This is a genomic window from Spirillospora sp. CA-128828, from assembly GCF_050945415.1.
Classification (GTDB): Bacteria; Actinomycetota; Actinomycetes; order Streptosporangiales; family Streptosporangiaceae; genus Spirillospora.
This window is the reverse complement of record NZ_CP191986.1, coordinates 1,200,811-1,220,730: the sequence shown is the minus strand read 5'-3', so window position 1 is coordinate 1,220,730 and position 19,920 is coordinate 1,200,811. Positions and strand designations below refer to the sequence as shown.

Below are 19,920 nucleotides of genomic sequence, written 5' to 3'. Positions count from 1 at the left end.
CTCCTGAACACCGACCGCCGGAATCTGAAGAACCCGCCGCGCCGATCTACGTATTCCTCTCCATGCGGGCGAGGGCCGTGCGGGACGAGCGTGGACTCCATGATCTCCGAAACGCGGAGCCGGCTCGTCCTGCCCGTCATCCTCTGCGCCACGTTCATGGCCTCGTTCGACTACATGGTGGTCAACGTCGCGACCCCGTCCTTCGAGCGCGACCTCCACGCCGGGCCGATCGCCCTGGAGCTGGTCATCGCCGGTTACGCCTTCACCTACGCGGGCGGAATGGTGACCGGCGGACGGCTCGGCGACCTGTTCGGCCACCGCCGCCTGTTCGTCCTCGGCATGGCCGCGTTCACCGTGGCGTCGCTGCTGTGCGGACTGGCGCAGTCGCCGTCCCAGCTGGTCGCCGCGCGACTGCTCCAGGGGCTGACCGGCGCGGCGATGGTCCCGCAGGTGCTCGCGCTGATCACCGCGTCCCTGCCGGCGTCGGCGCGGACCCACGCGATGGCCTGGTACGGGGTGGTGCTGGGCGGCGGCGGCATCGCCGGGCAGGTGCTCGGCGGGCTGCTGCTCCAGGTGGACGTCCTCGGCCTCGGCTGGCGGGCGATCTTCCTGGTCAACGTGCCGGTGGGCGCCGCCGCCATCGGCTGCGCGCTCCGCGTGCTCCCCGCCGCCCGGTCGGGCCGGCGTCCCCGCCTCGACCCCGTCGGCGCCGTGGGCGTCTCCGGCGCCCTCGCGCTCGTTCTCGTCCCGCTGGCCATGGGGCGCGAGCAGGGCTGGCCCGCGTGGACATGGGTCTCGCTCGCCGCGTCCGTCCCCGTCGTGGCCGGGACGCTCGGCTGGGAACGGCGCCTCACGCGGGCGGGCCGCGACCCGCTGCTGGACCTCGGCCTGTTCCGGGCCCGCTCGTTCACCCTCGGCCTCGCGATCAACGTCACGTTCCTGGCCTCGTTCGGCGGCGTCAACCTCGTCCTCACCCTGCTCCTGCAAGGCGGCCTTGGGCTGACGCCGTTCGAGGCGGGCCTGACGTTCGGGCCGATGGCGCTGCTGACGATGGTCTCCTCCCTCCTCGGGCGCCGCCTCGTGGACCGGTTCGGGCCGAGGGTTCTCGTGTGCGGGGCCATCGTCAACGCGGTCGGCGTCCTGACGTTCGCCGTCGAGCTGGACGTTCTCGGCGGCGGCGTGACGGCGGCCTGGCTGCTCGTCCCGCTCGGCCTCCTCGGGCTGGGCGGCGGGCTGACCCTGCCGTCCGTGATCGGCGCCGTCCTGTCCGGGATCGAGCCGTCCCGGGCGGGCGCGGCGTCCGGCGTGCTGACGACCGCGCAGCAGTTCTCGGGCGCGGCCGGGGTGGCGGTCCTGGGCGCGGTGTTCTTCGCGTCGCTCGGCACGCACCCGGACCGGGCCGCCTTCGCCGCCGCGGCCGAGACCGCCGCCTGGGCCGGCGTCGCACTGGTCATGGCGAGCGTCCTGCTGACCCTGCTGTTCCCGCGTCCGGCGGTCCCGGCGCCTGGACCGGAGCCCGTCCGGCTGGAAGAGCGTGGCGAAGTAGCCCCTTCTTGACGCTCGGACCCTTCCACGTCCATTATGAACACGGGTTCATGAACACAGGTTCATAATGAGGAGGGCTCATGACGGAGATCGTCAACACGCATCAGGCGGAGGCGTGGAACGGGTACGAGGGCGAGCACTGGGCCGAGCGGTACGACCGGTACGACGCCATGAACGGCGGGTTCAACGAGTTCCTGCTGGACGGCGCGGCGATCGGCCCGCGCGACCGCGTGCTCGACATCGGCTGCGGCAACGGGCAGGTCACCCGGCTCGCCGCAGGACGGGCCACGCTCGGCGGCGCGACGGGGGTGGACCTGTCCGGCCCGATGCTCGCCCGAGCCCGGTCCCTCGCGGAGAAGGAGGGCGTCGCGAACGTGACGTTCGAGCAGGGCGACGCGCAGGTGCACCCGTTCCCGGACGCGGCGTTCGACGTGGCGGTCAGCCGGTTCGGCGTGATGTTCTTCGCCGACCCGGTCGCCGCGTTCGGCAACGTCCGGCGGGCGCTGCGGGAAGGCGGGCGGCTGGCGTTCCTGTCGATGACGCCGCTCGGCGAGACCGACATGGCGACGATCTTCGCCGCCCTTCCCGCGCTCGCCGAGCCCGCGGTCGGGCACGACGGCCCGCTTTCGCTGTCGGATCCCGAACGCGTCCACGAGGTCCTCGAAGGCGCCGGTTTCCACGGGGTGACCGGCCGGAAGGTGGAGGCCGAGCAGATCTGGGGCCGGGACGCACGCGACGCGGCGGAGTTCTTCGCCGGCTGGGGGCCGATCCGTTACAACTACGGCGCGGGCGAGGAAGTGCGTGACACCATCGCAACGGCGATGCGCCCGTTCGAACGCGACGGCGCGGTCCGGCTGCGCAGCACCGCCTGGCTCGTGACGGCGCGACGATGAGACGGGTCGTGGTGCTCGGCGGGTACGGGGCGTCCACTACGTCGACGTGTCCGCGTCCCGCGAGGTGCTCGCCGGGATCGCGAGGCTGGACCGGCTCGCCACCGAGCGGAGCGCCACGGCGGTGCTGAGCGTGGGCCTCGCGCCGGGCGTCACGAACCTGCTGGCCCGCGAGTTCGGCGGCCGGGACGTGGACATCGGCGTGTTGCTCGGATCCGGCGAGCGGCACGGCCCGTCCGCCGTGGAATGGACGCTCGACTCGCTCGCCGATCTGGGCGAGTCGTGGCGGATGCAGTTCCCCGCGCCCTACGGGATCCGGACCGTGCACCGCTTCCCGTTCCCCGACCAGCACACTCTTCCAGGACGCGTCCGGACGGGTCTCTGCCTGGACTCGCGTGCCCTGACCGCCCTGCTTCCCCGCCTCGTGCGGTTCCGTGACGCCCGCCCGCTGCGGGCTATGTTCCACCGCGTCCACGTCGGCGGCGACGGGTTCGCCGTCGCGGTCGCGTCCGGCGGGACGGTCCGGGCGTTCACGGGACGGCGGCAGAGCCGCGCGACGGGCCTGGTCGCCGCGATGGTCGTCCGGCGGCTGGCCGGGATGCCGCCCGGCGTCCGGCATATCGAGGACGCCGTCGGCCCCGGCTTCCTGCCGGACCTGGCCGGGCACGGGTTCGAGCTGACTCAATACGATGCCGGGTGATGTCACCTAGAAGAGCGGCCGCGCTGCGCGCCGGGGACCGGAGCCTGCGCGAGCACCTGATCGCCACGGCCGAGCGGATGATCGCCGAGCGCGGGGCGGCGGGCCTGACCGTCCGCGCGATCGCGCGGGAGGCCGGCGTCGCCGACGGCGTCCTCTACAACCACTTCGCCGACAAGGAGGAGCTGCTCGCGCACGCGCTGCGGGCACGCGCCGACGCGATCGGGCGCGCACTGGACCCGCTGCCCGAGCCCGGCACCGGGACGGTCGAGGAGAACCTGCGCGCGTACGTCGCGCACGGGCTGGTCCTGCACAACGGGCTGCTCCCGGCGCTGACCGGCCTGGTCGCACAGCCGGACGTCCTCGCCCGGTTCGCGGCGCTGAGCGGCGGGGGCGAGGACTGGAACCAGCGGCTGTCCCGGTACCTGCACGCCGAGCGCGGCCTCGGCAGGCTCGCGCCGGACGCCCGGGTGGACGCGGCCACCTCCATGATCGTCGGCGCCTGCCACGAGCCGGTGCTGTCGGTGCTGTTCCAGGGCCAGGGCATCGCCCACGAGGTCTCCCTGGACGTCGCCGACGATCTCGTGGCCGCCGTCCTCCTGGGCCTCGCCGCGCGCTGACGGCCACCGTCGCGCCACGAGGCGATCGCGCTACGAGGCCATGAGGCTACGAGGCCATGGCCGCCCTGACCTCGTCCAGCGTGCGGTCCGCGACCGCGTTGGCGTGCTCGTCGCCCGCGGCGAGCACGCCGCGCAGGTACGCCCGGTCGGCCATCAGCTCGGCGCGCCGGGCGCGGATCGGGCGGAGGAACTCGTTCACCGAATCGGCCACGACCTTCTTCAGCGCGGCCGCGCCGCCGTCGCCGATCTCCGCGGCGACGGCGTGCGGGTCCCGGCCCTGGCACAGCGCGGCGAGCTGCACCAGGTTGGAGACCTCGGGGCGCGTCTCGGGCTCGTAGGCGATGTGCCGGTCGGCGTCGGTCACCGCACGCTTGATCAGCCGGGCCGTGTCGTCCTCGGTCGCGGAGAGCGCGATCGCGTTGCCGCGGCTCTTGCTCATCTTCTGGCCGTCCGTCCCGAGCAGGGTCGGCACGGCCGACAGCAGCGCGTCCGGCACCGGGAAGACGGGCCCGTAGCGCTCGTTGAAGCGGCGCGCGATCGTCCGGGTGATCTCCTGGTGCGGGAGCTGGTCCTTGCCGACGGGCACGAGGTTCGCCTTGCAGAACAGGATGTCGGCGGCCTGGTGGACGGGATAGGTGAACATCAACCCGCTCACGGACGTCTGCCGGGACGCCCCGATCTCGTCCTTGACCGTCGGGTTGCGGCTGAGCTCTGAGATCGAGACCAGCGACAGGAACGGGAGCATGAGCTGGTTCAGCGCCGGGACGGCGCTGTGCCGGAAGATCGTCGCCTTGGACGGGTCGATCCCGGCGGCGAGATAGTCGGCGATCAGGCCGTCCACGTGCTCGGCCAGGTTGTCGGCGACCTCCCGGTCGGTGAGCACCTGGTAGTCGGCGACGATGACGAACAGCTCGACGCCGGCCCGCTGGAGCCGGACGCGGTTCGCCAGGGTGCCGAAGTAGTGGCCGAGATGCAGCGGGCCGGTGGGCCTGTCCCCGGTCAGGATGCGGAAGGCTCCGGGTTCGCCCGCGATGCGTGCTTCGAGTTCGCGGCTGCGGTCTTCGAGCGTGGTCTCCATGGGTCTCTCCTCGTGAGGTCCGGCCGTCCCGCCGGACCCGGCCGCGTCATCGAGGAAAGAGAAGGGCCGTCCAGCGGACGGCCCGATGCGTGCGTAGGTGTCGGCCGTCCTAGGACGGCCACCAACCCAGACACACGGTGCGGTTCATGAGCCCGAGCATAGCCCACGGAATGCACCTGCTCACAGATAATCTAGAACGAAACCATCTTGGGTAGGCTGGACGCATGACCTCGATGGCCCCCGCGCGCACGCAGACCGACCTGTCGTTCCTGCTCGACCACACCAGCCATGTCCTGCGCACCCGCATGACCGCGGCGCTCGCCGAGATCGGGCTCACGCCGCGCATGCACTGCGTCCTGGTGCACGCCCTGGAGGAGGAGCGCACCCAGATCCAGCTGGCCGAGATCGGCGACATGGACAAGACGACGATGGTCGTGACCGTGGACGCCCTGGAGAAGGCCGGACTCGCCGAACGCCGCCCGTCGTCCAGGGACCGGCGCGCCCGGATCATCGCCGTCACCGAGGAGGGTGCGCGGGTCGCCGTCCGCAGCCAGGAGATCGTGGACGGCGTCCACGCGGCCGCACTCGGCGCCCTGCCCGAAGACGAGCGCGATGCCCTCGTCCAGGCCCTGAACAACCTGGTCAGCGGACACCTGGCCGCACCCGTGGAGAGCGCCCAGCCGGCCCGCCGGGCTCGCGAGCGCGCCAAGTAAATCCGTCAGAGATAGTCTGCAACAAAACTATCTGCTACGGTTCCTCCTGTGCCTCTGAAACAGGAGATGACCATGTCCTCGTCGATCCGGTCCTTGTCGCTCCGGTCCCGCTGGGCGGCGCTCGGCGTGCTGTCCGCCACGATGCTGATGACGATCCTGGACGGCAGCATCGTCACCGTCGCGACCCCCGCCATCCAGCACGATCTCGGCTTCTCGCCCGCCGGGCTCAGCTGGATCATGAACGCCTACCTGATCCCGCTCGGCGGCCTGCTGCTCCTCGCCGGACGGCTCGGCGACCTCGTCGGCCGCCGCACGCTGTTCCTCACCGGCAACGCGGTGTTCACGGCGGCATCGCTGCTCGCCGGCGCCGCCACCACGTCCGGCCTGCTCATCGCCGCCCGGTTCCTGCAGGGCGTCGGCAGCGCGCTCGCCTCGGCCGTCGTCCTCGGCATCCTCGTGACGCTGTTCACCGACCCGCGCGAGCGGGTGAAGGCGATCGGGGTGTTCAGCTTCACCGGCGCGGCCGGCGCGTCCATCGGGCAGGTGCTCGGCGGGGTGCTGACCGACGCGCTGAGCTGGCACTGGATCTTCCTGATCAACCTGCCGATCGGCCTCGCCACGATCCTGCTGGCACTCCCGGCGCTCCCCCGCGACCGCGGCATCGGACTGGCGGCCGGGGCCGACGTCCCTGGTGCGCTGCTCGTCACATCCGGGCTGATGCTCGGCATCTACACGATCGTCAAGGTGGAGCGCTACGACTGGATCTCCCCGCACACCCTCGGCCTCGGCGCCGTGTCGCTGCTGCTGCTCGCCGCGTTCACCGTCCGGCAGGCCCGCGCGGCGACCCCGCTGATGCCGCTGCGGATCCTGCGCTCCCGCAACGTGTCCGGCGCCTACGCCGTCCAGTTGCTCACCCTGTCGGCCATGTTCTCGTTCCAGGTCATCGTCGCCCTCTACATGCAGCAGGTCCTCGGGTACGGCGCGCTCGAAACCGGCCTGGCGATGCTCCCGGCGGCCGTGGCGATCGGCGCGGTGTCGCTGTTCGTCTCCGCACGGCTGTCCAACCGGTTCGGGGAGCGGTTCGTGCTCATGGCCGGGCTGGTGCTGCTGATCGGCGCGATGGCCTGGCTCACCACCGTCCCGGTGGACGCCGCCTACGTCACCGACCTGCTGCCGGTGTTCGTCCTGGTCGCGGGTGCGGGGCTGGTCCTGCCGTCGCTGACGGGACTGGGCATGTCGAGCGCCCGGCCCGAGGACGCGGGCATCGCCTCCGGACTGTTCAACACCGTCCAGCAGGTGGGGATGGCGCTCGGCGTCGCGGTCCTGACCACGCTCGCCGCGTCCCGCACCGAGAACCTCCGGTCGGACGGGCGGGACGGCGCCGCCGCGCTGACCAGCGGCTACCACCTCGCCTTCGGCGTCTCCGCCGGCCTGCTGGTCGCCGCTCTCGCGGTGTCCCTGCTCGTCCTGCGCCGCCCGAAGCCCGTGACCGGCACCACCGCGCCGGTCGAATCCGTCCCCGCCAACGCCTGACGGCCCCCACACGACCAGCCGGAAGGACATCACGATGACCGAGTACGGCCCCGGACAGGGACCCGGTCCCAAGCCCATCAGCGAGGACGACCTCTCCCGCCTCCTCGGCGAGCAGCAGTTCGCCGTCCTCGCCACCAACAAGAAGAACGGCCACCCGCACGTGTCGACCGTCGTCTACGCGTGGGACCCGGACGAGCGCGTCGTGCGGATCTCCACGACCGACGGCCGCGCGAAGGTGAAGCAGCTCCAGCGCGACCCGCGGGCGGCACTGCACGCGTCGAGCGCCGACCACATGTCCTTCGCCGTCGCCGAAGGCAGCGCGGAATTGTCGGACGTGACCGAGAAGCCCGGCGACGCGATCGGGCGGGAACTGCTCGCGATGACGCCCGGGTTCGACGACCCGGAGGACGAGCAGGCGTTCCTGGAGCAGATGGTGAAAGACCGGCGGCTGGTGATCCGCCTGCGCGTCACCCGCCTCTACGGAACCGTCCTGTCCGACTAGTCGTACTGACCGGAGACATCGGTTGAGCGTCGCCCCGGGGGCTGGTCCTGTTCGAGGACCAGCCCCCGGCGGAGTCTGGCCGCCAGTTGGCGAAACGCGTCGACGAGCCGGCCGGGTTCGATGTCGTGCAGGTCGGCATCGAAGGTGGCGAAGAGGCCGGCGACGCCCATCCAGGACCAGCCGCCGATGGTGAGCCGGCACCGGTGCTCGTCGATGTGCTCGACGACGGACCCGCCCGGTGCCCATCGAGCGACGATGCCCGCAGGCAGGTCGATGGTGGCACTGCCGAGGCACTGCCACTGGGCGGAGGTGTCGCCGCGGTCGGGATTCTGGATGACAAGTCGCGTGAGGTCCTCGTCCGTCAAGGGCATCAGCGTGAAGGGCGCGCCCGCGGGGTCGCGTGGGGCGATCCGGTCGACGCGGTAGGTGCCCCATTCCCGGGTGCGACGGTCGCGGGCGACGAGGTACCACCGGCCGGCCCACACGACGAGGTGGTGGGGCTCGACCTCGAGCGGCGGCGTGAAACCCCGCTCGCCCAGGTCCGGGGCGGCGCCGTCGGGTGAGCGGTAGTCGAAGCGCAGCACATGCTGGGTGCGGATCGCCGACCCGACGGCCCGCAGCGTCCCGATGTCGATCGGCGGCGCGGCGAACTCCCAGTAGTTGCGCAGAGCCGTGAGCTCGAAGGCCTCGGACGCGGCGCACAGGCGCGCGGGCATGACCTGGCGCAGCGTCGTGAGCGCCCGGGAGACGGCGTCGTCGATTCCGGTGACGGTCGCGGGCGCGGTCTGCAGGGCGATGGCGATCGCGATCGCCTGGTCGTCGTCGAGCATCAGGGGCGGCAGCTTTCCGCCCGCTCCCAGCCGGTAGCCGCCGCCCGGCCCCTTGACGGCTTCCACCGGGTAGCCGAGCTCGCGCAGGGTATCGACGTCCCGCCGCAAGGTGCGGACGCTCACGCACAGACGCGCGGCGAGCTCGCTGCCGGGCCACTCGGCGCGCGCTCCGAGCAGCGACAGCAGCCTCAGGATCCGCGCCGACGTGTCAGCCATCCCCGAAGACTGCCAGACATAGCGGCCATTCTATGACCGCTACCGATGCGACGGTGCGGGCATGCGTACCGAGAAATCTCCTGTCGCACCACCCCAGGCGCCGCCGTCGACCGTGACCGGCGGGCGCGCCTCCCTGGCCTTGATCGTGGTCCTGTTCGCCGCCTTCATGGATCTGCTGGACGTCACGATCGTCACCGTCGCGGCGCCTTCCATCGCCACGGACCTGGACGCCGGCGAGGCCCAGCTGCAGTGGATGCTCGTGGCCTACACCTTGGCCCTCGGATCCGGACTCGTCACCGGCGGCAGGGTCGGCGACGACCACGGCCGCCGCAAGGTCTTCCTCGTCAGCCTCGCCGGGTTCGCGATCGCGTCCGCCGCGTGCGCGCTGGCTCCGTCCCCGGGTGTGCTGATCGCCATGCGGGTCGTGCAGGGTCTTGCGGGCGGGTTCATGGTCCCGCAGGTGTTCGGCATCATCCGCTCTTCCTTCGACCCGGCCGGGATGGCCAAGGCCTTCGGCGCGTACGGCGCCGTCCAGGGGTTGGCCGCCGTCGCCGGCCCGCTGCTGGGCGGGGCGCTGGTCGACGCCGACCTGTGGGGCCTGGGGTGGCGCACGATCTTCTGGGTCAACGTGCCCGTCGCCGTCCTCGCGCTGGCCGTCGGGATGCGGGTGCTGCCGGAGTCCACCGCCGATCGGCGTGCGCGCCTTGACGTGCCCGGGGCCGTGCTGTCCGCTCTGGCGATCGCGCTGATCCTTCTGCCCTTGGTGCAGGGGCGGGACTGGGGTTGGCCCTGGTGGGGATGGGTCCTGCTCGCCTCCGGGCTGGCGCTCGTGGCCGTCTTCGCCGGCCATGAGCGCGGCCTCGCGTCCCGCGGCGGTAACCCGGTGCTTGACCCCGAGCTGCTTCGCATCAAGACCTTCACCGCGGGACTGGCCGCGTCAGTCCTGTTCTTCGGCGCGCTCGGGTCGTTCTTCCTGGTGCTCTCGCTGTACCTGCAGACCGGGGCCGGACGGTCCGCGTGGGGCACGGGCCTGGTGATCCTGCCCTATGCGATCGGGTCGATCGTCACCTCCGGCGTCGGCGTCAACCTCGCGGCCAAGGCCGGACGCGTACTCCTCATCACCGGGTCGCTGATCCTCGCCGCCTCCCAAGCCGTGATCTGGGCCCTGGTCCGTGACGGTGGCCAGCCGGGCTACTGGCCCCTGGCGGCCGCGCTGTTCCTCGGCGGCCTCGGGCTCGGCCTGGCCGCCCCGATCCTGGTCAACGTCGTCCTCGCAGGCGTTCCCGGCCGGCACGCCGGAGCAGCCGGCGGTGTCCTCTCCACGGTCAACCAGATCGGCAACGCCGTCGGCATCGCCGCACTGGGCACCGTCTTCTTCAGCTCACTCGCGCCGGCGCACTCGCCCGCCACGGTGTTCGGCAACGCCCTGGCCACCGTCATGCCCTGGCAGGTCGCCGCCTACCTGGCCGCCGCGCTGCTGATGCTCGCGCTCCCGAAGACCGCCGGCGCCCACCCGTCCTGAGTCACCCGGCGCCCGCCGGTCGGCTAGTGGGGCAGGACGAGGAGCAGGAGGGGGAGGCCGGCGATGACGGGCACGGCGACGGTGGCGGCGACGCGGGTCTTGCGGGGCAGCGGTTCCGGCTCCAGGAGCCGGTTCACCCGCGCCATCACCGGGATGTCGCTGTGCGAGGCGACACCGAGCGTGCCGGACGGCGCGGCGGCCGGGCGGGCGGCCGCGAACCGCAGCAGCGCGGTCGCCAGCTCGCGCGCCGGCCGGCCGTGCCTGGCCCGGTCGTCGGCGGCCATCTCGATCAGCAGCTCCACCGCGTCCAGGCACCGTCCGACCAGCCGGAACTGCGGGAACACCTGGCGCAGCGACGCGAACGGCAACAGCACCAGGTCGTGCCGCTCGCGGGCGTGGGCGCGCTCGTGCGCGAGCACCGCGGCCAGCTCGCCGCGGTCGAGCAGCTCCATCGTCCCGGCGCTGACGACGACCTTGGACGAGCGGACGCCCGGCACGCAGTACGCGGCGGCGCCGGGGTGGTCGAGCACGAGGGTGCCGGGAACGGAGGAGTCGCGGCGCGACACGAGCGCGAGCAGCGCCCGGTGCCGCCGCCGGGCCCGCACGACCCGGACCACCGCGAACATCAGCATGACCAGCAGCACCCCGGTCAGGCTGACCGCGGCGAGCAGCGCCGCCACCTGGACCGCGTTGAGCCGGGCCGCCTGGTCGTCGTACAGGCCGGGCAGCCCGCCGAGGACACCCTTGCGGTACGGGAGCAGGGCGAGACCGAGCAGCGCGCCGATCGTGGCGACGCCCCAGCACAGCCCGAGGGCCTGCCAGAGCGCGATCCCGATGCGCGGCGTCCGCCACGTCCACTGAGCGCGGGACAGCAGATGCGCCCCGCCGACGGTCCCCAGGGAGATCAATGCGAGCAGGGCGGTGCCGGTCATGCCGGTGGTTCCTTGCTGGTGAGTCCGGCGAGGGTCTGGCGGATGACGTCGATCTCGTCCCGCGACACGGACCGGACGAAGTGCGCGAGCGCCGCGTCACGGTCGCCGGTCTCGTTCAGGGCGCCCAGCATCAGCTCGGTGACGTACACCTCGCGGCTCGCCACCGGGTGGTAGCGCCAGGCGCGGCCGTCGCGCTCGCGCTCAAGGAAGCCCTTCTTGGCGAGCCTGTCGAGCACGGTCATGATCGTGGTGTGCGCGAGGTCGCGGTCGCCGGCGAGCGCGCGGCTCACGTCACGGGCGGTCGCCGCGTCGTGACCGGCGTCCTCCCGCGCCCAGAGGATCTCCATGACCGTGCGTTCGAGCTCTCCCAGACCCTTCACGACAGCCAGGTTATCCGACGGTCCCGCAGGGGCCCACGTCAGGTAGTACTACCGCCCGTAGGGGGCGTGACCAGTCCCAGTTCGTAGGCGATGATGACGAGCTGGACGCGGTCGCGGGCGTCCAGCTTGGTCAGCAGCCGCGCCACGTGCGCCTTCGCCGTGGCCACGCTGATGAACAGCTCCCCGGCGATCTCCTGGTTGGACAGGCCGCGTCCGACGAGGGTGAGGACCTCGCGCTCACGCTCGGTGACGCCGTCCACCGGCCGCGTTCGCTGGATGGCCGGATCCGGGCGCGCCGCGAACTCCTCGATCAGCTTCTTGGTGACGCTGGGCGCGATCAGGGCCTCCCCCTTCGCGACGACGCGGATCGCCGCGAGGATCTCCTCCAGCGCCATGTCCTTGACGAGGAAGCCGCTGGCGCCCGCCCTGAGGGAGCCGTAGACGTACTCGTCGTCGTCGAACGTGGTGAGCATCAGGACGTGCGCGGTCTCGATCCGGCGGGTGGCCTCGATGCCGTCCATGTCGGGCATGCGAATGTCCATCACGACCACGTCGGGTTCGACCTTCTCGACCAGGCCGACCGCTTCGGCGCCCGTCCCGGCCTCGCCGACGATCTCCATGTCCGGGGTGTCGGCGATGAGGACCCGCAGGCCGGCGCGGATCAGCGGCTGATCGTCGGCCAGGACGATGCGGATCGTCATGCCGCCGCCGGTGCGGGGATGCGCGCCGCCACCCGGAACCCGCCCTCCGGACGGGGACCGGCGGTGAACTCGCCGCGCAGCAGGGTGACCCGCTCCCGCATCCCGACGATGCCGTACCCGGTGCCGACCACCCCGCCTGCCCCGTCGTCCTCGACCTCGATGGCCAGTTCCTCGTCGCCGTAGCCGACGGTGACCCGGCACTGGCCGGTGCCCGCGTGCCGGACGACGTTCGTGACCGCCTCCTGGACGATCCGGTAGGCGGAGAGATCGACGTCCGGCGGGAGCGGCCTGGGCTCGCCTTCCGTCCGGATGTCGACCTTGACGCCGGCGTCCATCGTCGCCTCGGCGAGCCGGGCGAGGTCGTCCAGGCCGGGCACCGGGCCGAGCGGGGCCGTTCCCGGGTCATCCTTGCGGAGCGCGGTGAGCATTCTCCGCAGACCGGACAGGGTGTCGCGGCTGGTGGCCTCGATCGCGTCGAGGGCGTTGCGGGCCTCCGCCGGCTGCGTGTCGATCACCCGTCCGCCCACGCCCGCCTGGATCGCGATGATGCCGATGCTGTGCGCGACCATGTCGTGCAGCTCCCGCGCGATCCGGAGCCGCTCCGCCGTGACCGCCTGCGCCGTGGCCTGCTCGCGCATCACGTCCGCGTGCGCCCGGCGCACCTGGACCGAGTTGCCCACCATCCAGGTGACGGCCATCGCCAGCATGACGGTGATGAGGAACGAGCCGTTCGGGGAGACGAACGCGGCGACGGACAGGGCCTGCAGGACATAGGTGACCACGGCGACGGAGATCGACAGGGCGCGCGGACGTGTGGCCGCGATGTAGCCGACCGCGAGATCGGTGAGCAGGATCTGCAGCCCCGCGACCGACCCGTTCGGCATCTCCGTGAGGGCGAGGATCCAGGAGAAGAGCAGGATGCCGTGGGCCGGCAGCGGACGGCGCCTCAGCAGGGCCAGGACCCACACGGTGAGACCGGCCGAGGCCAGGATCTCCAGCTGGTCGAAGCCGAATCTCCCCGAGGTGACCGTGACGAACAGGACGCCGGGATAGAGGAGGGCCCCGGACCAGGCCAGGACCGCCCCGGCGGTGAGAGGGGGCTTCCGGGTCCCCGGCAGGGCTGACATGCGCCGATCGTAACCGGCGCCGCCCCTCCCGCACATTGGCCCGGAGGCGTAATCCCACGGGCTACAAGCGCCTTTCCCGAATGTGTCCGGCGGCCCGATGTCCGCCGCCGGCGGCCACGACACCGTTATCCGCATGAAGCGCTGGGTGTCATTGTTTCTGGCTCTCGAAATCCTGGCGATCGTGGTCTTCTCCGCCGCCTACGACTCGCTGGACTTCCGTATCTACTGGCTGGGCGGAGACGCCGTAACGCACGGCACGCGCCTCTACCAGGAGCAGCTCGCCGACCATTGGTACACCAATACGCCTTTCATGGCGGCGCTGTTCACTCCGCTGGCCGCCCTGCCGCTCACTCTGGCCCGGATGCTGTGGCAGCTGGCATCGCTTGCGGCTTTCATCTGGGCCTGTCGGGCGACATTGAAACTGACCGGCCGCCACGTTCCCCTGGTGGCCGTCGTAGCCGCGGGCCTACTCCTGCAACCGGTCTGGCAGTCGTTCTTCCTGGGGCAGGTCAACCTTTTCCTGCTGGCCCTCGTCCTCGCGGACCTCCACCGCGTCGCACTCGGCCGCCCGGCCGGGATCGGCATCGGCATCGCGACCGCGATCAAACTGACCCCGGCCGTCTTCGTCGTCCTCCTCCTGCTGACACGGCGAACGAAGGACGCGGTCACCGCCGCTGCCACCTTCGCCGTCTGCACCTTGCTCGCCTACGCCATCGCCCCGGACGCGTCCCGCCTCTATTGGCTGCACACCTTCTACGACACCTCTCGCGTGGGCGTCCCGTACATCAGCAACCAATCCCCCTACGGCGCCCTGACCCGCATATTGCGGGGAACGGCCGAGGTAGGCGACTGGTACACCGCCATCCCGCTGACGATCGGCGTCTCCGGCCTCACGGTCGCCACCATCTGGGCCCGGCGCGGCGACTGGCTGAGCGCCACAGCGGTCACTGGTGTGACCGGCCTGCTCGTCTCCCCCATTTCCTGGGCGCACCACTGGGTCTGGATCGTCCCGGCCCTGGCGGTGCTGCTCCGAAACGGCAACCGGAGAGCCGCCGCCTGCACCTACACCCTCTTCGCCCTGTCTCCGTTGTGGTGGACGCCCCACAACGGAGACCCGCGCGAGTACGGCGTCAACCTCCTGACCCCCGTCGCCAACTGCTACCTGATTGCGGGCCTGTTCTTCCTGACCCACATGACGATCCGCCTTCGGATCACCACCAGTCGTGGTGGACGGCGGCTTCCAGAGCTCGTCGGTGCCGCCAGCCGTGCCGTTCCAGATCCGGAGTCGGTTCGAGATGGGTGACCGGGCCCAGGCAGAGCCACGCGACCGGACGAATCCCCGTGGGAATGCCGAGCAGGTCACGAAGGTACGTCTCCCGATAGAACGACACCCAGCCGACGCCCAGGGCCTCGGCGGTGGCGGCGAGCCACAGGTTCTGGATGGCCAGGCAGACCGAGTACAGTCCCGCGTCGGCGATCGCGTGGCGGCCGAGAACCGTCGGACCGCCGCGCTCCGGGTCATAGGTGACCACGACCGACAGGCTGGACTCCAGCACCCCGTCGATCTTTATCCGGGCGAAGCCCTCGGCGGCGGCCCCGGTCAAGGTGGCGGCGAAGGCGGCGCGTTCGGACTGGACGTGGCCATGAAAGGCGCGCCGGATGGCAGGGTCGCCGACGAGGATGAAATCCCAAGGCTGCGACAGCCCGACACTCGGCGCGGCGTGCGCGGCCGTCAGGACCCGGTCGAGGACGTCCTGCGGAATCGGTGCACCGGTGAATTCGGCGCGCACGTCACGGCGGCGGTGAATGGCGTCGTAGATGTTCATGGGCAGGCCCCCGCTGCGTCGGGCCGCCGCGAACGGCGGCCGCGTGGAGCGAGGCCGGTCTTCGGACTCCCGGATCGACGCTCGACCGCCCGCCTTCCCGGCCGTACGGCCAGTGGCTGCGCGAACGCGCCTGGGCGGCAGCTCCCCGGTCACCGCGGCGGGCCCGTGCCGGATTCCCACCGGCTTCCCGATTCTCCCCACATGGGGGCACCCCGCGTCAGTTCATGCCGCCCGCAACCCTACCCGGGCGACCGCTCCTCAGAAGGCGGCCACCTTGGGATAGTGCCGGATGAAGTCCGCCCGGGTGATGTCCGCCTCGGACGCGTCGATCGCGATGGCGATGTGTCCGCGGCTCGCATGGAGGGACCAGTCACCGCCCGCGTCGCGATAGGCGCTGAAGGCGGCGGCGAACTGCTCCGCCGTCCCGATGACGGCGTCGGACAGGTAGGCGGCCGAGCCCTCGTCGGAAAGCGGGGAGGCGCCCAACCTGCCGACCGATTCGAGGACGCCCGTCTCCCCGGCCGCTGAGAAGAACTCCGCGAGTTCGTCGCCGCTCGCGGCGTCGGGGGCGATGAGGTGCACACCGCCCGCCCCTTCCGGCTCGCCGTCCTTGCCCCGCGACCAGAGCGCGCAGTACACGCTCAGCAAGAACAGGACCGCGATCCTGTCCCGGCCTGTCAGGTGCCGTATCAGCATGGTCTTGCCGTCCGACAGCGCGAATCCGGCGGCGACCTGCCTGTCGTCGACGTCCAGACCGAAGGCCCTCTGCATCGCCTCGGCGCCCAGGCTGAACGCTTTGACCTGATGGTCGGAGTGGTCGCGCGGCTTGAGCTTCTGCGTCTCCGGTGCGTACGAGACGGAGACGAGCGGCGCCTGCGCGAACGCCACCCCGCCCGCCGCCATCAGATCCATCAGATGCCCGATCTTGAACGGCCTGCCGACGTCCATGAGCGTGGTGACCGCGACCAAGATGCTTCCCCACCTGTGCGTCACCCTGGCGATGTCGTACTCGACGGGGACGTCGCGCCAAGCATGAATGACCGCGCCTTCATGCCGGACGTCGACGCCGATGCGGTCTCCGTCAATCGACGCCGCCAGGGCCGGAAGCGGAGGGAGCGGCCTCGACGGGAACTCCAGCCCGAACCCCGACAGCGTGAACGGCTCCAGGTTCGCGACGCGCCAATCGCGGTCCTCGCGCAGGAGGGCGTACTCGTACGAGGGGTTGACCAGGAAGAGGGGCACTTCGCCGGGCGGCAGCCGGAAACAGCCCGCCCGCCACGTGAGGTTCGGCCGCCCGGCGGAGCGGAGGCCGCCCTCGACCCACGCGGGCGGACGGCACCGCTGGTGGTGCAGTGACGCCGTCGCGAACCCGTCCTCCGCCCGGACCTCCAGCGCGGCCTTTCCCCATCGCCCGAGCGACCGCCCGCAGGTCTGACAGTCGACCGGCCGGAGGTTCACGTCCAGCTCGGCCAGTGCGCGCGGGCCGAGCCTCTCCTGGGTCGTCGGGTCGATCCGAATCCTGGGAGCGGCCATCGTCCAGCCTCGTCCGTGTCGGGGGCACCACTGACAGTGCTCAACGATCACAGGGTTCGCTGTGGATCACCACCCCTCCACGACCACGAACGAGCCGAGCAGCCGCCGCAGCGGGCCACCGCGGGGCCGCCGCTCGATCCGCCTCGCCCGCGCCTGACGCCGGGTCGGGGGCCTGGAGTGCACGGCCGGACGGGAAGGTGGGGGCGCCCCGTCCGGCCGTGCGGTTCTGGAGAGACGCGTACCGGCCGGCGTGAGCGCGGCGGGTCAGCTCGTGCAGCAGGCGCCCGAGCGTGGCCGGGTCGGGGGCCTCGACCAGGCGGTCACCGGTCATCGCCCACCAGCTCCCCGTGTACTCGCCCAGCCAGACGCAGCAGCCGGGGAACCGGCGCGCCAACTCGGCCGCGACCCGCTCGGGGTCGAGTTCCGCCGCCGCCCACGGCGTCACCGCTCGCCCCCGGACAGGTAGCCCAGCACGAACACGGCCGCGTCCGTGACCCGGTCGGCGGGCGCGATCGGCTCGCCCCACGACGTGAAGTACCAGAGCCGCCCGCCGTCCTCGTCCCGGGTACGGCAGGAGATCGTGTCGCCCGTGTGTTGTGTGCAGCAACTCTTGACGTGCGGGTTCCTCACTCGGAGCCCGTTGGAGTCCAACTGGACGTCGAGCTTGCGCGCGGCCAGATGCGCGGCAAGCGCCGCGAGCCGCACCTCGGGGGTCATACCATCGTCCACAGCCAGGACCTCTTTCCTGGTCAGGCCCCGACCCACATGGTGTGTCAGCACCGGGTCGGGGCCGCCTTCGTTTCCGGGGGACGGGACGCACCTCAACTCATCCCGCGACTCTGAGTAAATAGGCGTCACAGGGCGCGAGAAAAGATGAGAATGCGGAGACAGACCTGGAGACACCCGGAGACTCGAAAGTCTCCGGGTCCACAAAGGGGGCACATGCCAATGACTGCCCAAAATCCCCCAACATGGGCAGCCCGCCTGAAGGACGAACGTGAAGCACGAGGCTGGGGTAAACAGGAGATGGCCAGGCGCCTTCTCCTCGCGGACGGCCTGAAGCAGGGAAACGTCCCCCATCTCGCGCGCCAGATCTACGACTGGGAGAAGGGCCTGCACTACCCGCGCGACTGGGCGATCACCTACGCAAAAGCGTTCAAGTTAGACCCTTCCGACCTCTTCTCAACCGGGGAGGCGCAAGGGGCATCCTCTACCTATGACCCCGACCGCGATTTCGAGGACGACGAAGTGAAGCGCCGTGCCCTTCTTGGCCTCCTCGCCACCACCGCCGCAGCGGCACCCTTCGTCCGCGACGCCGAACACCTCCGGGCCGCTCTCACCGGAACCCTCACCACCGAGGCCACGACCCGCGACGCCGACGCCTGGGAACGGGTCGCCTTCGACTACGCCCACGAGGCCGGTTTCCTCCCGCCCGAGCAGGTCCTCCCCGAGATGCTCGCCGACCTGTCCGAACTCGACCTGCTGATAGCTCGCGCGACCGGCAGCGTCCGGCCACGCCTCATCCGCACGGCGGCGCAACTCTCCATGTTCACCGCCGTCTCTCTGACCGGCCTCGGCGACGTGCGGGGCGCACGCCGCTGGTGGCGGACCGCCGTCCGTGCCGCAGACGGATCCGGCGACGCTCTCATCGCTTCCCACGCCCGCGCACGAGAGGCGGTGTACGCGCTCTTCGACAACCGCCACGAGCAATCAGTCCTGGATCTCGCCGATGAGGCGATCGCGATAAGCGGCAACACGCCCTGCCCGGGACTGGCGGACGGACACGGGGCAAGAGCACAGGCACTCGCTCAGACGGGTCGTCACGCCGAAGCGCTGGAGGCCCTGGACGACCTCAAGCGCGTGTTCGAGCGGCTTCCCGACCGCATCCGGGATGATCAGGAGACCCAGCTCGGCTGGTCGATCAAGCGGATGCATCACACCGCCAGCTTCGTGCACACCCACATCGGCGATCACAAGCGGGCTCGCCAGGCCCAGGACGAGGCTCTGGCCGCCTACACGTCCAAGAGCGTGCTCGGGCCCGCGCAGGTCGAGATGTACCGCGCAACGACGCTCATCCAGGAAGGCGACGCCGACGCGGGGGCGAAGCACGTGATGAGCGTCCTGGACCGGCTACCCACCGCCCACCGCGATTCCCAAACCGTCCGCAAGAACGCCGTGACCGCGCTCGCGATGGCATCGCCCAAGGATGCCCGGAGACCTGCCATGCGGGACGCCTACGCGATGCTCGCCACCGCTGCGTCCTAGCGAACCGACGCCCAGCCGACGATCGGTCAACGAGAAGTGCGGCTGCTCCAGAGTGGGTCGACGTGATGACCGGTAGCGCCTTCGGCGCGAGCTTCCACACCGTGCGGCAGGAAGGTCCGTCAAACTATCCCTTGTACCCGGAAAATGTCCGGGCTTCGCCGCGTCGCGGCGAACACAACCCAAGGGAGAACCTCGTGGCCGAGGACTGGGTGCAAAGCAAGGAGCGGCAGGAGATCGACCCCAGTGGAGAGGTTGCGAACCTCCGACAGGACGTCGCCGTCGCCCGCCAGCAGGCCACCGGCCATTACCGGGATGCCAAGCGCGAAGCCAGGTACATCCACAACTAGTCAGAGGTCCGCCTGACGCGCGACGTCCGTGCGAGGCGGTCTCTTTTTCCGCAGCCCTCCCCCTCCGGGGGGAGGGCTGTCCCTTTGATGTCGCTCCTCTTCTGCGGCCTTGAAGACCGGCCGCCCGTCCGGATCGCCGACTGGCTGATCGAGTCGGCGCGTGCCGGACCGTCCGCAAGAACGCCGTTACACGCTCGCGATGGCATCACCAGAGTGGGTTGATGTGGCCCAGCCATGTGTCCTGGTCGTCTGCTAGAGGTCCCTTCAGGGGCAGCGGCAGGAAGCGGCAGCCGAACGTCATTCCCTCGTCCTCCCCCTGACCCGATACAAGGTGCTCCCACGCGTCGGGCGTGGTCGCAGGTGCTTGAAGTTGAAAGAACATCGTTCTCCGTGGCCGGCGTGTGTGGGGATGCGGCTTGTCCTCCGTGATGATTCGCCGGATCACGGAGGCGGTGCGCAGGCCGGTCTCTTCGGCGACCTCTCGTAGGACGGCTTGCTCCGGCTCCTCACCAGGCCGGACGCCGCCCGCAGGGACCTGCGTACCGGCTTCGGGCATGCCGACATGATCGAAGACGAGCAGCTCGGGAACGGCGCGACACCTGATCACGTAGGCGGCGACCCGAAGCCTGGGCGAGTTCACCCGGCCATTCTCGCGTCCACGAG

Annotated in this window: 22 protein-coding genes and 1 riboswitch; of the genes, 11 read left to right on the top strand and 11 right to left on the bottom strand. The window is 71.1% G+C overall.

Annotated features, from left to right (window positions below; all coding sequences use genetic code 11):
• Positions 1-99: 99 nt before the first annotated feature.
• The 4 genes from ACQPXG_RS06365 to ACQPXG_RS06350 all read left to right on the top strand — a co-directional run bounded on the left by ACQPXG_RS06365 (position 100) and on the right by ACQPXG_RS06350 (position 3,752).
• Entirely contained in the window at positions 100-1,557 is a 1,458-nt protein-coding gene (locus tag ACQPXG_RS06365) for an MFS transporter (protein WP_433466675.1), read from the top strand.
• A 68-nt stretch (positions 1,558-1,625) separates the two neighbouring features.
• The gene (locus tag ACQPXG_RS06360; protein WP_433466674.1) at positions 1,626-2,438 is read left to right on the top strand and encodes a class I SAM-dependent methyltransferase; all 813 of its coding nucleotides are present in this window, start codon (positions 1,626-1,628) and stop codon (positions 2,436-2,438) included.
• Positions 2,439-2,484: 46 nt separating this feature from the next.
• Positions 2,485-3,135, top strand: a complete 651-nt coding sequence (locus tag ACQPXG_RS06355; protein ID WP_433466673.1) for a hypothetical protein — start codon at positions 2,485-2,487, stop codon at positions 3,133-3,135.
• Positions 3,135-3,752, top strand: coding sequence for a TetR/AcrR family transcriptional regulator (locus ACQPXG_RS06350; RefSeq protein WP_433466672.1), 618 nt, complete (start codon positions 3,135-3,137; stop codon positions 3,750-3,752). The genes ACQPXG_RS06355 and ACQPXG_RS06350 overlap by 1 nt, the downstream gene beginning before the upstream one ends.
• Positions 3,753-3,798: 46 nt before the next feature.
• On the opposite strand, the gene trpS is transcribed toward ACQPXG_RS06350, so the two are convergent.
• Positions 3,799-4,830 (bottom strand): tryptophan--tRNA ligase, encoded by a 1,032-nt coding sequence (trpS, locus tag ACQPXG_RS06345; RefSeq protein WP_433466671.1) that lies wholly within the window; start codon positions 4,828-4,830, stop codon positions 3,799-3,801.
• 224 nt (positions 4,831-5,054) lie between these two features.
• On the opposite strand from trpS, the gene ACQPXG_RS06340 reads away from it, so the two are divergent.
• The 3 genes from ACQPXG_RS06340 (at position 5,055) to ACQPXG_RS06330 (ending at position 7,578) form a co-directional block, all read left to right on the top strand.
• A complete protein-coding gene (locus ACQPXG_RS06340; RefSeq protein ID WP_433466670.1) occupies positions 5,055-5,543 on the top strand; it encodes a MarR family winged helix-turn-helix transcriptional regulator in 489 nt (162 codons plus the stop codon).
• Positions 5,544-5,615: 72 nt separating this feature from the next.
• Positions 5,616-7,076: an MFS transporter gene (locus ACQPXG_RS06335; RefSeq protein ID WP_433466669.1), complete on the top strand. Its 1,461-nt coding sequence runs from the start codon at positions 5,616-5,618 to the stop codon at positions 7,074-7,076.
• Between the two features lie 34 nt (positions 7,077-7,110).
• Positions 7,111-7,578 (top strand): pyridoxamine 5'-phosphate oxidase family protein, encoded by a 468-nt coding sequence (locus ACQPXG_RS06330; RefSeq protein WP_433466668.1) that lies wholly within the window; start codon positions 7,111-7,113, stop codon positions 7,576-7,578.
• On the opposite strand, the gene ACQPXG_RS06325 is transcribed toward ACQPXG_RS06330, so the two are convergent.
• Positions 7,575-8,624: a helix-turn-helix transcriptional regulator gene (locus tag ACQPXG_RS06325; protein ID WP_433466667.1), complete on the bottom strand. Its 1,050-nt coding sequence runs from the start codon at positions 8,622-8,624 to the stop codon at positions 7,575-7,577. The two genes, ACQPXG_RS06330 and ACQPXG_RS06325, sit on opposite strands and share 4 nt — an antisense overlap.
• A 61-nt stretch (positions 8,625-8,685) precedes the next feature.
• On the opposite strand from ACQPXG_RS06325, the gene ACQPXG_RS06320 reads away from it, so the two are divergent.
• Entirely contained in the window at positions 8,686-10,146 is a 1,461-nt protein-coding gene (locus ACQPXG_RS06320; protein ID WP_433466666.1) for an MFS transporter, read from the top strand.
• 23 nt (positions 10,147-10,169) lie between these two features.
• Here ACQPXG_RS06320 and ACQPXG_RS06315 read toward each other — a convergent pair whose 3' ends face one another.
• The 4 genes from ACQPXG_RS06315 to ACQPXG_RS06300 are packed head-to-tail and all read right to left on the bottom strand — an operon-like array spanning position 10,170 to position 13,286.
• Positions 10,170-11,078, bottom strand: coding sequence for a M56 family metallopeptidase (locus tag ACQPXG_RS06315; protein ID WP_433466665.1), 909 nt, complete (start codon positions 11,076-11,078; stop codon positions 10,170-10,172).
• Positions 11,075-11,458: a BlaI/MecI/CopY family transcriptional regulator gene (locus tag ACQPXG_RS06310; RefSeq protein ID WP_433466664.1), complete on the bottom strand. Its 384-nt coding sequence runs from the start codon at positions 11,456-11,458 to the stop codon at positions 11,075-11,077. The genes ACQPXG_RS06315 and ACQPXG_RS06310 overlap by 4 nt, the downstream gene beginning before the upstream one ends.
• 38 nt (positions 11,459-11,496) lie before the next feature.
• Positions 11,497-12,159 (bottom strand): response regulator, encoded by a 663-nt coding sequence (locus ACQPXG_RS06305; RefSeq protein ID WP_433466663.1) that lies wholly within the window; start codon positions 12,157-12,159, stop codon positions 11,497-11,499.
• On the bottom strand, positions 12,156-13,286 hold the full coding sequence (locus ACQPXG_RS06300) for a sensor histidine kinase (RefSeq protein WP_433466662.1): 1,131 nt from the start codon (positions 13,284-13,286) through the stop codon (positions 12,156-12,158). The genes ACQPXG_RS06305 and ACQPXG_RS06300 overlap by 4 nt, the downstream gene beginning before the upstream one ends.
• Before the next feature lie 133 nt (positions 13,287-13,419).
• Here ACQPXG_RS06300 and ACQPXG_RS06295 point away from each other — a divergent pair, with 133 nt between their 5' ends.
• Positions 13,420-14,589, top strand: coding sequence for a glycosyltransferase 87 family protein (locus ACQPXG_RS06295; RefSeq protein ID WP_433466661.1), 1,170 nt, complete (start codon positions 13,420-13,422; stop codon positions 14,587-14,589).
• Here ACQPXG_RS06295 and bluB read toward each other — a convergent pair.
• From bluB to ACQPXG_RS06275, 4 genes are all read right to left on the bottom strand, one after another.
• On the bottom strand, positions 14,498-15,112 hold the full coding sequence (gene bluB / locus ACQPXG_RS06290) for a 5,6-dimethylbenzimidazole synthase (RefSeq protein WP_433466660.1): 615 nt from the start codon (positions 15,110-15,112) through the stop codon (positions 14,498-14,500). The two genes, ACQPXG_RS06295 and bluB, sit on opposite strands and share 92 nt — an antisense overlap.
• A gap of 35 nt (positions 15,113-15,147) precedes the next feature.
• Positions 15,148-15,342, bottom strand: a riboswitch (cobalamin riboswitch).
• 28 nt (positions 15,343-15,370) lie between these two features.
• On the bottom strand, positions 15,371-16,645 hold the full coding sequence (locus tag ACQPXG_RS06285) for a hypothetical protein (protein WP_433466659.1): 1,275 nt from the start codon (positions 16,643-16,645) through the stop codon (positions 15,371-15,373).
• A gap of 40 nt (positions 16,646-16,685) precedes the next feature.
• Positions 16,686-17,090, bottom strand: coding sequence for a hypothetical protein (locus ACQPXG_RS06280; RefSeq protein ID WP_433466658.1), 405 nt, complete (start codon positions 17,088-17,090; stop codon positions 16,686-16,688).
• Positions 17,087-17,362, bottom strand: a complete 276-nt coding sequence (locus ACQPXG_RS06275; RefSeq protein ID WP_433466657.1) for a hypothetical protein — start codon at positions 17,360-17,362, stop codon at positions 17,087-17,089. The genes ACQPXG_RS06280 and ACQPXG_RS06275 overlap by 4 nt, the downstream gene beginning before the upstream one ends.
• 309 nt (positions 17,363-17,671) lie before the next feature.
• Here ACQPXG_RS06275 and ACQPXG_RS06270 point away from each other — a divergent pair, with 309 nt between their 5' ends.
• Together ACQPXG_RS06270 and ACQPXG_RS06265 are read left to right on the top strand one after the other, a co-directional pair.
• Entirely contained in the window at positions 17,672-18,910 is a 1,239-nt protein-coding gene (locus ACQPXG_RS06270; protein ID WP_433466656.1) for a hypothetical protein, read from the top strand.
• 62 nt (positions 18,911-18,972) lie between these two features.
• Positions 18,973-19,257: a hypothetical protein gene (locus ACQPXG_RS06265; protein WP_433466655.1), complete on the top strand. Its 285-nt coding sequence runs from the start codon at positions 18,973-18,975 to the stop codon at positions 19,255-19,257.
• A gap of 205 nt (positions 19,258-19,462) precedes the next feature.
• Here the strand turns inward: ACQPXG_RS06265 and ACQPXG_RS06260 are convergent, their stop codons facing one another.
• Complete coding sequence (locus ACQPXG_RS06260) at positions 19,463-19,897, bottom strand: NUDIX hydrolase (protein ID WP_433466654.1); 435 nt, start codon at positions 19,895-19,897, stop codon at positions 19,463-19,465.
• Positions 19,898-19,920 lie beyond the last annotated feature (23 nt).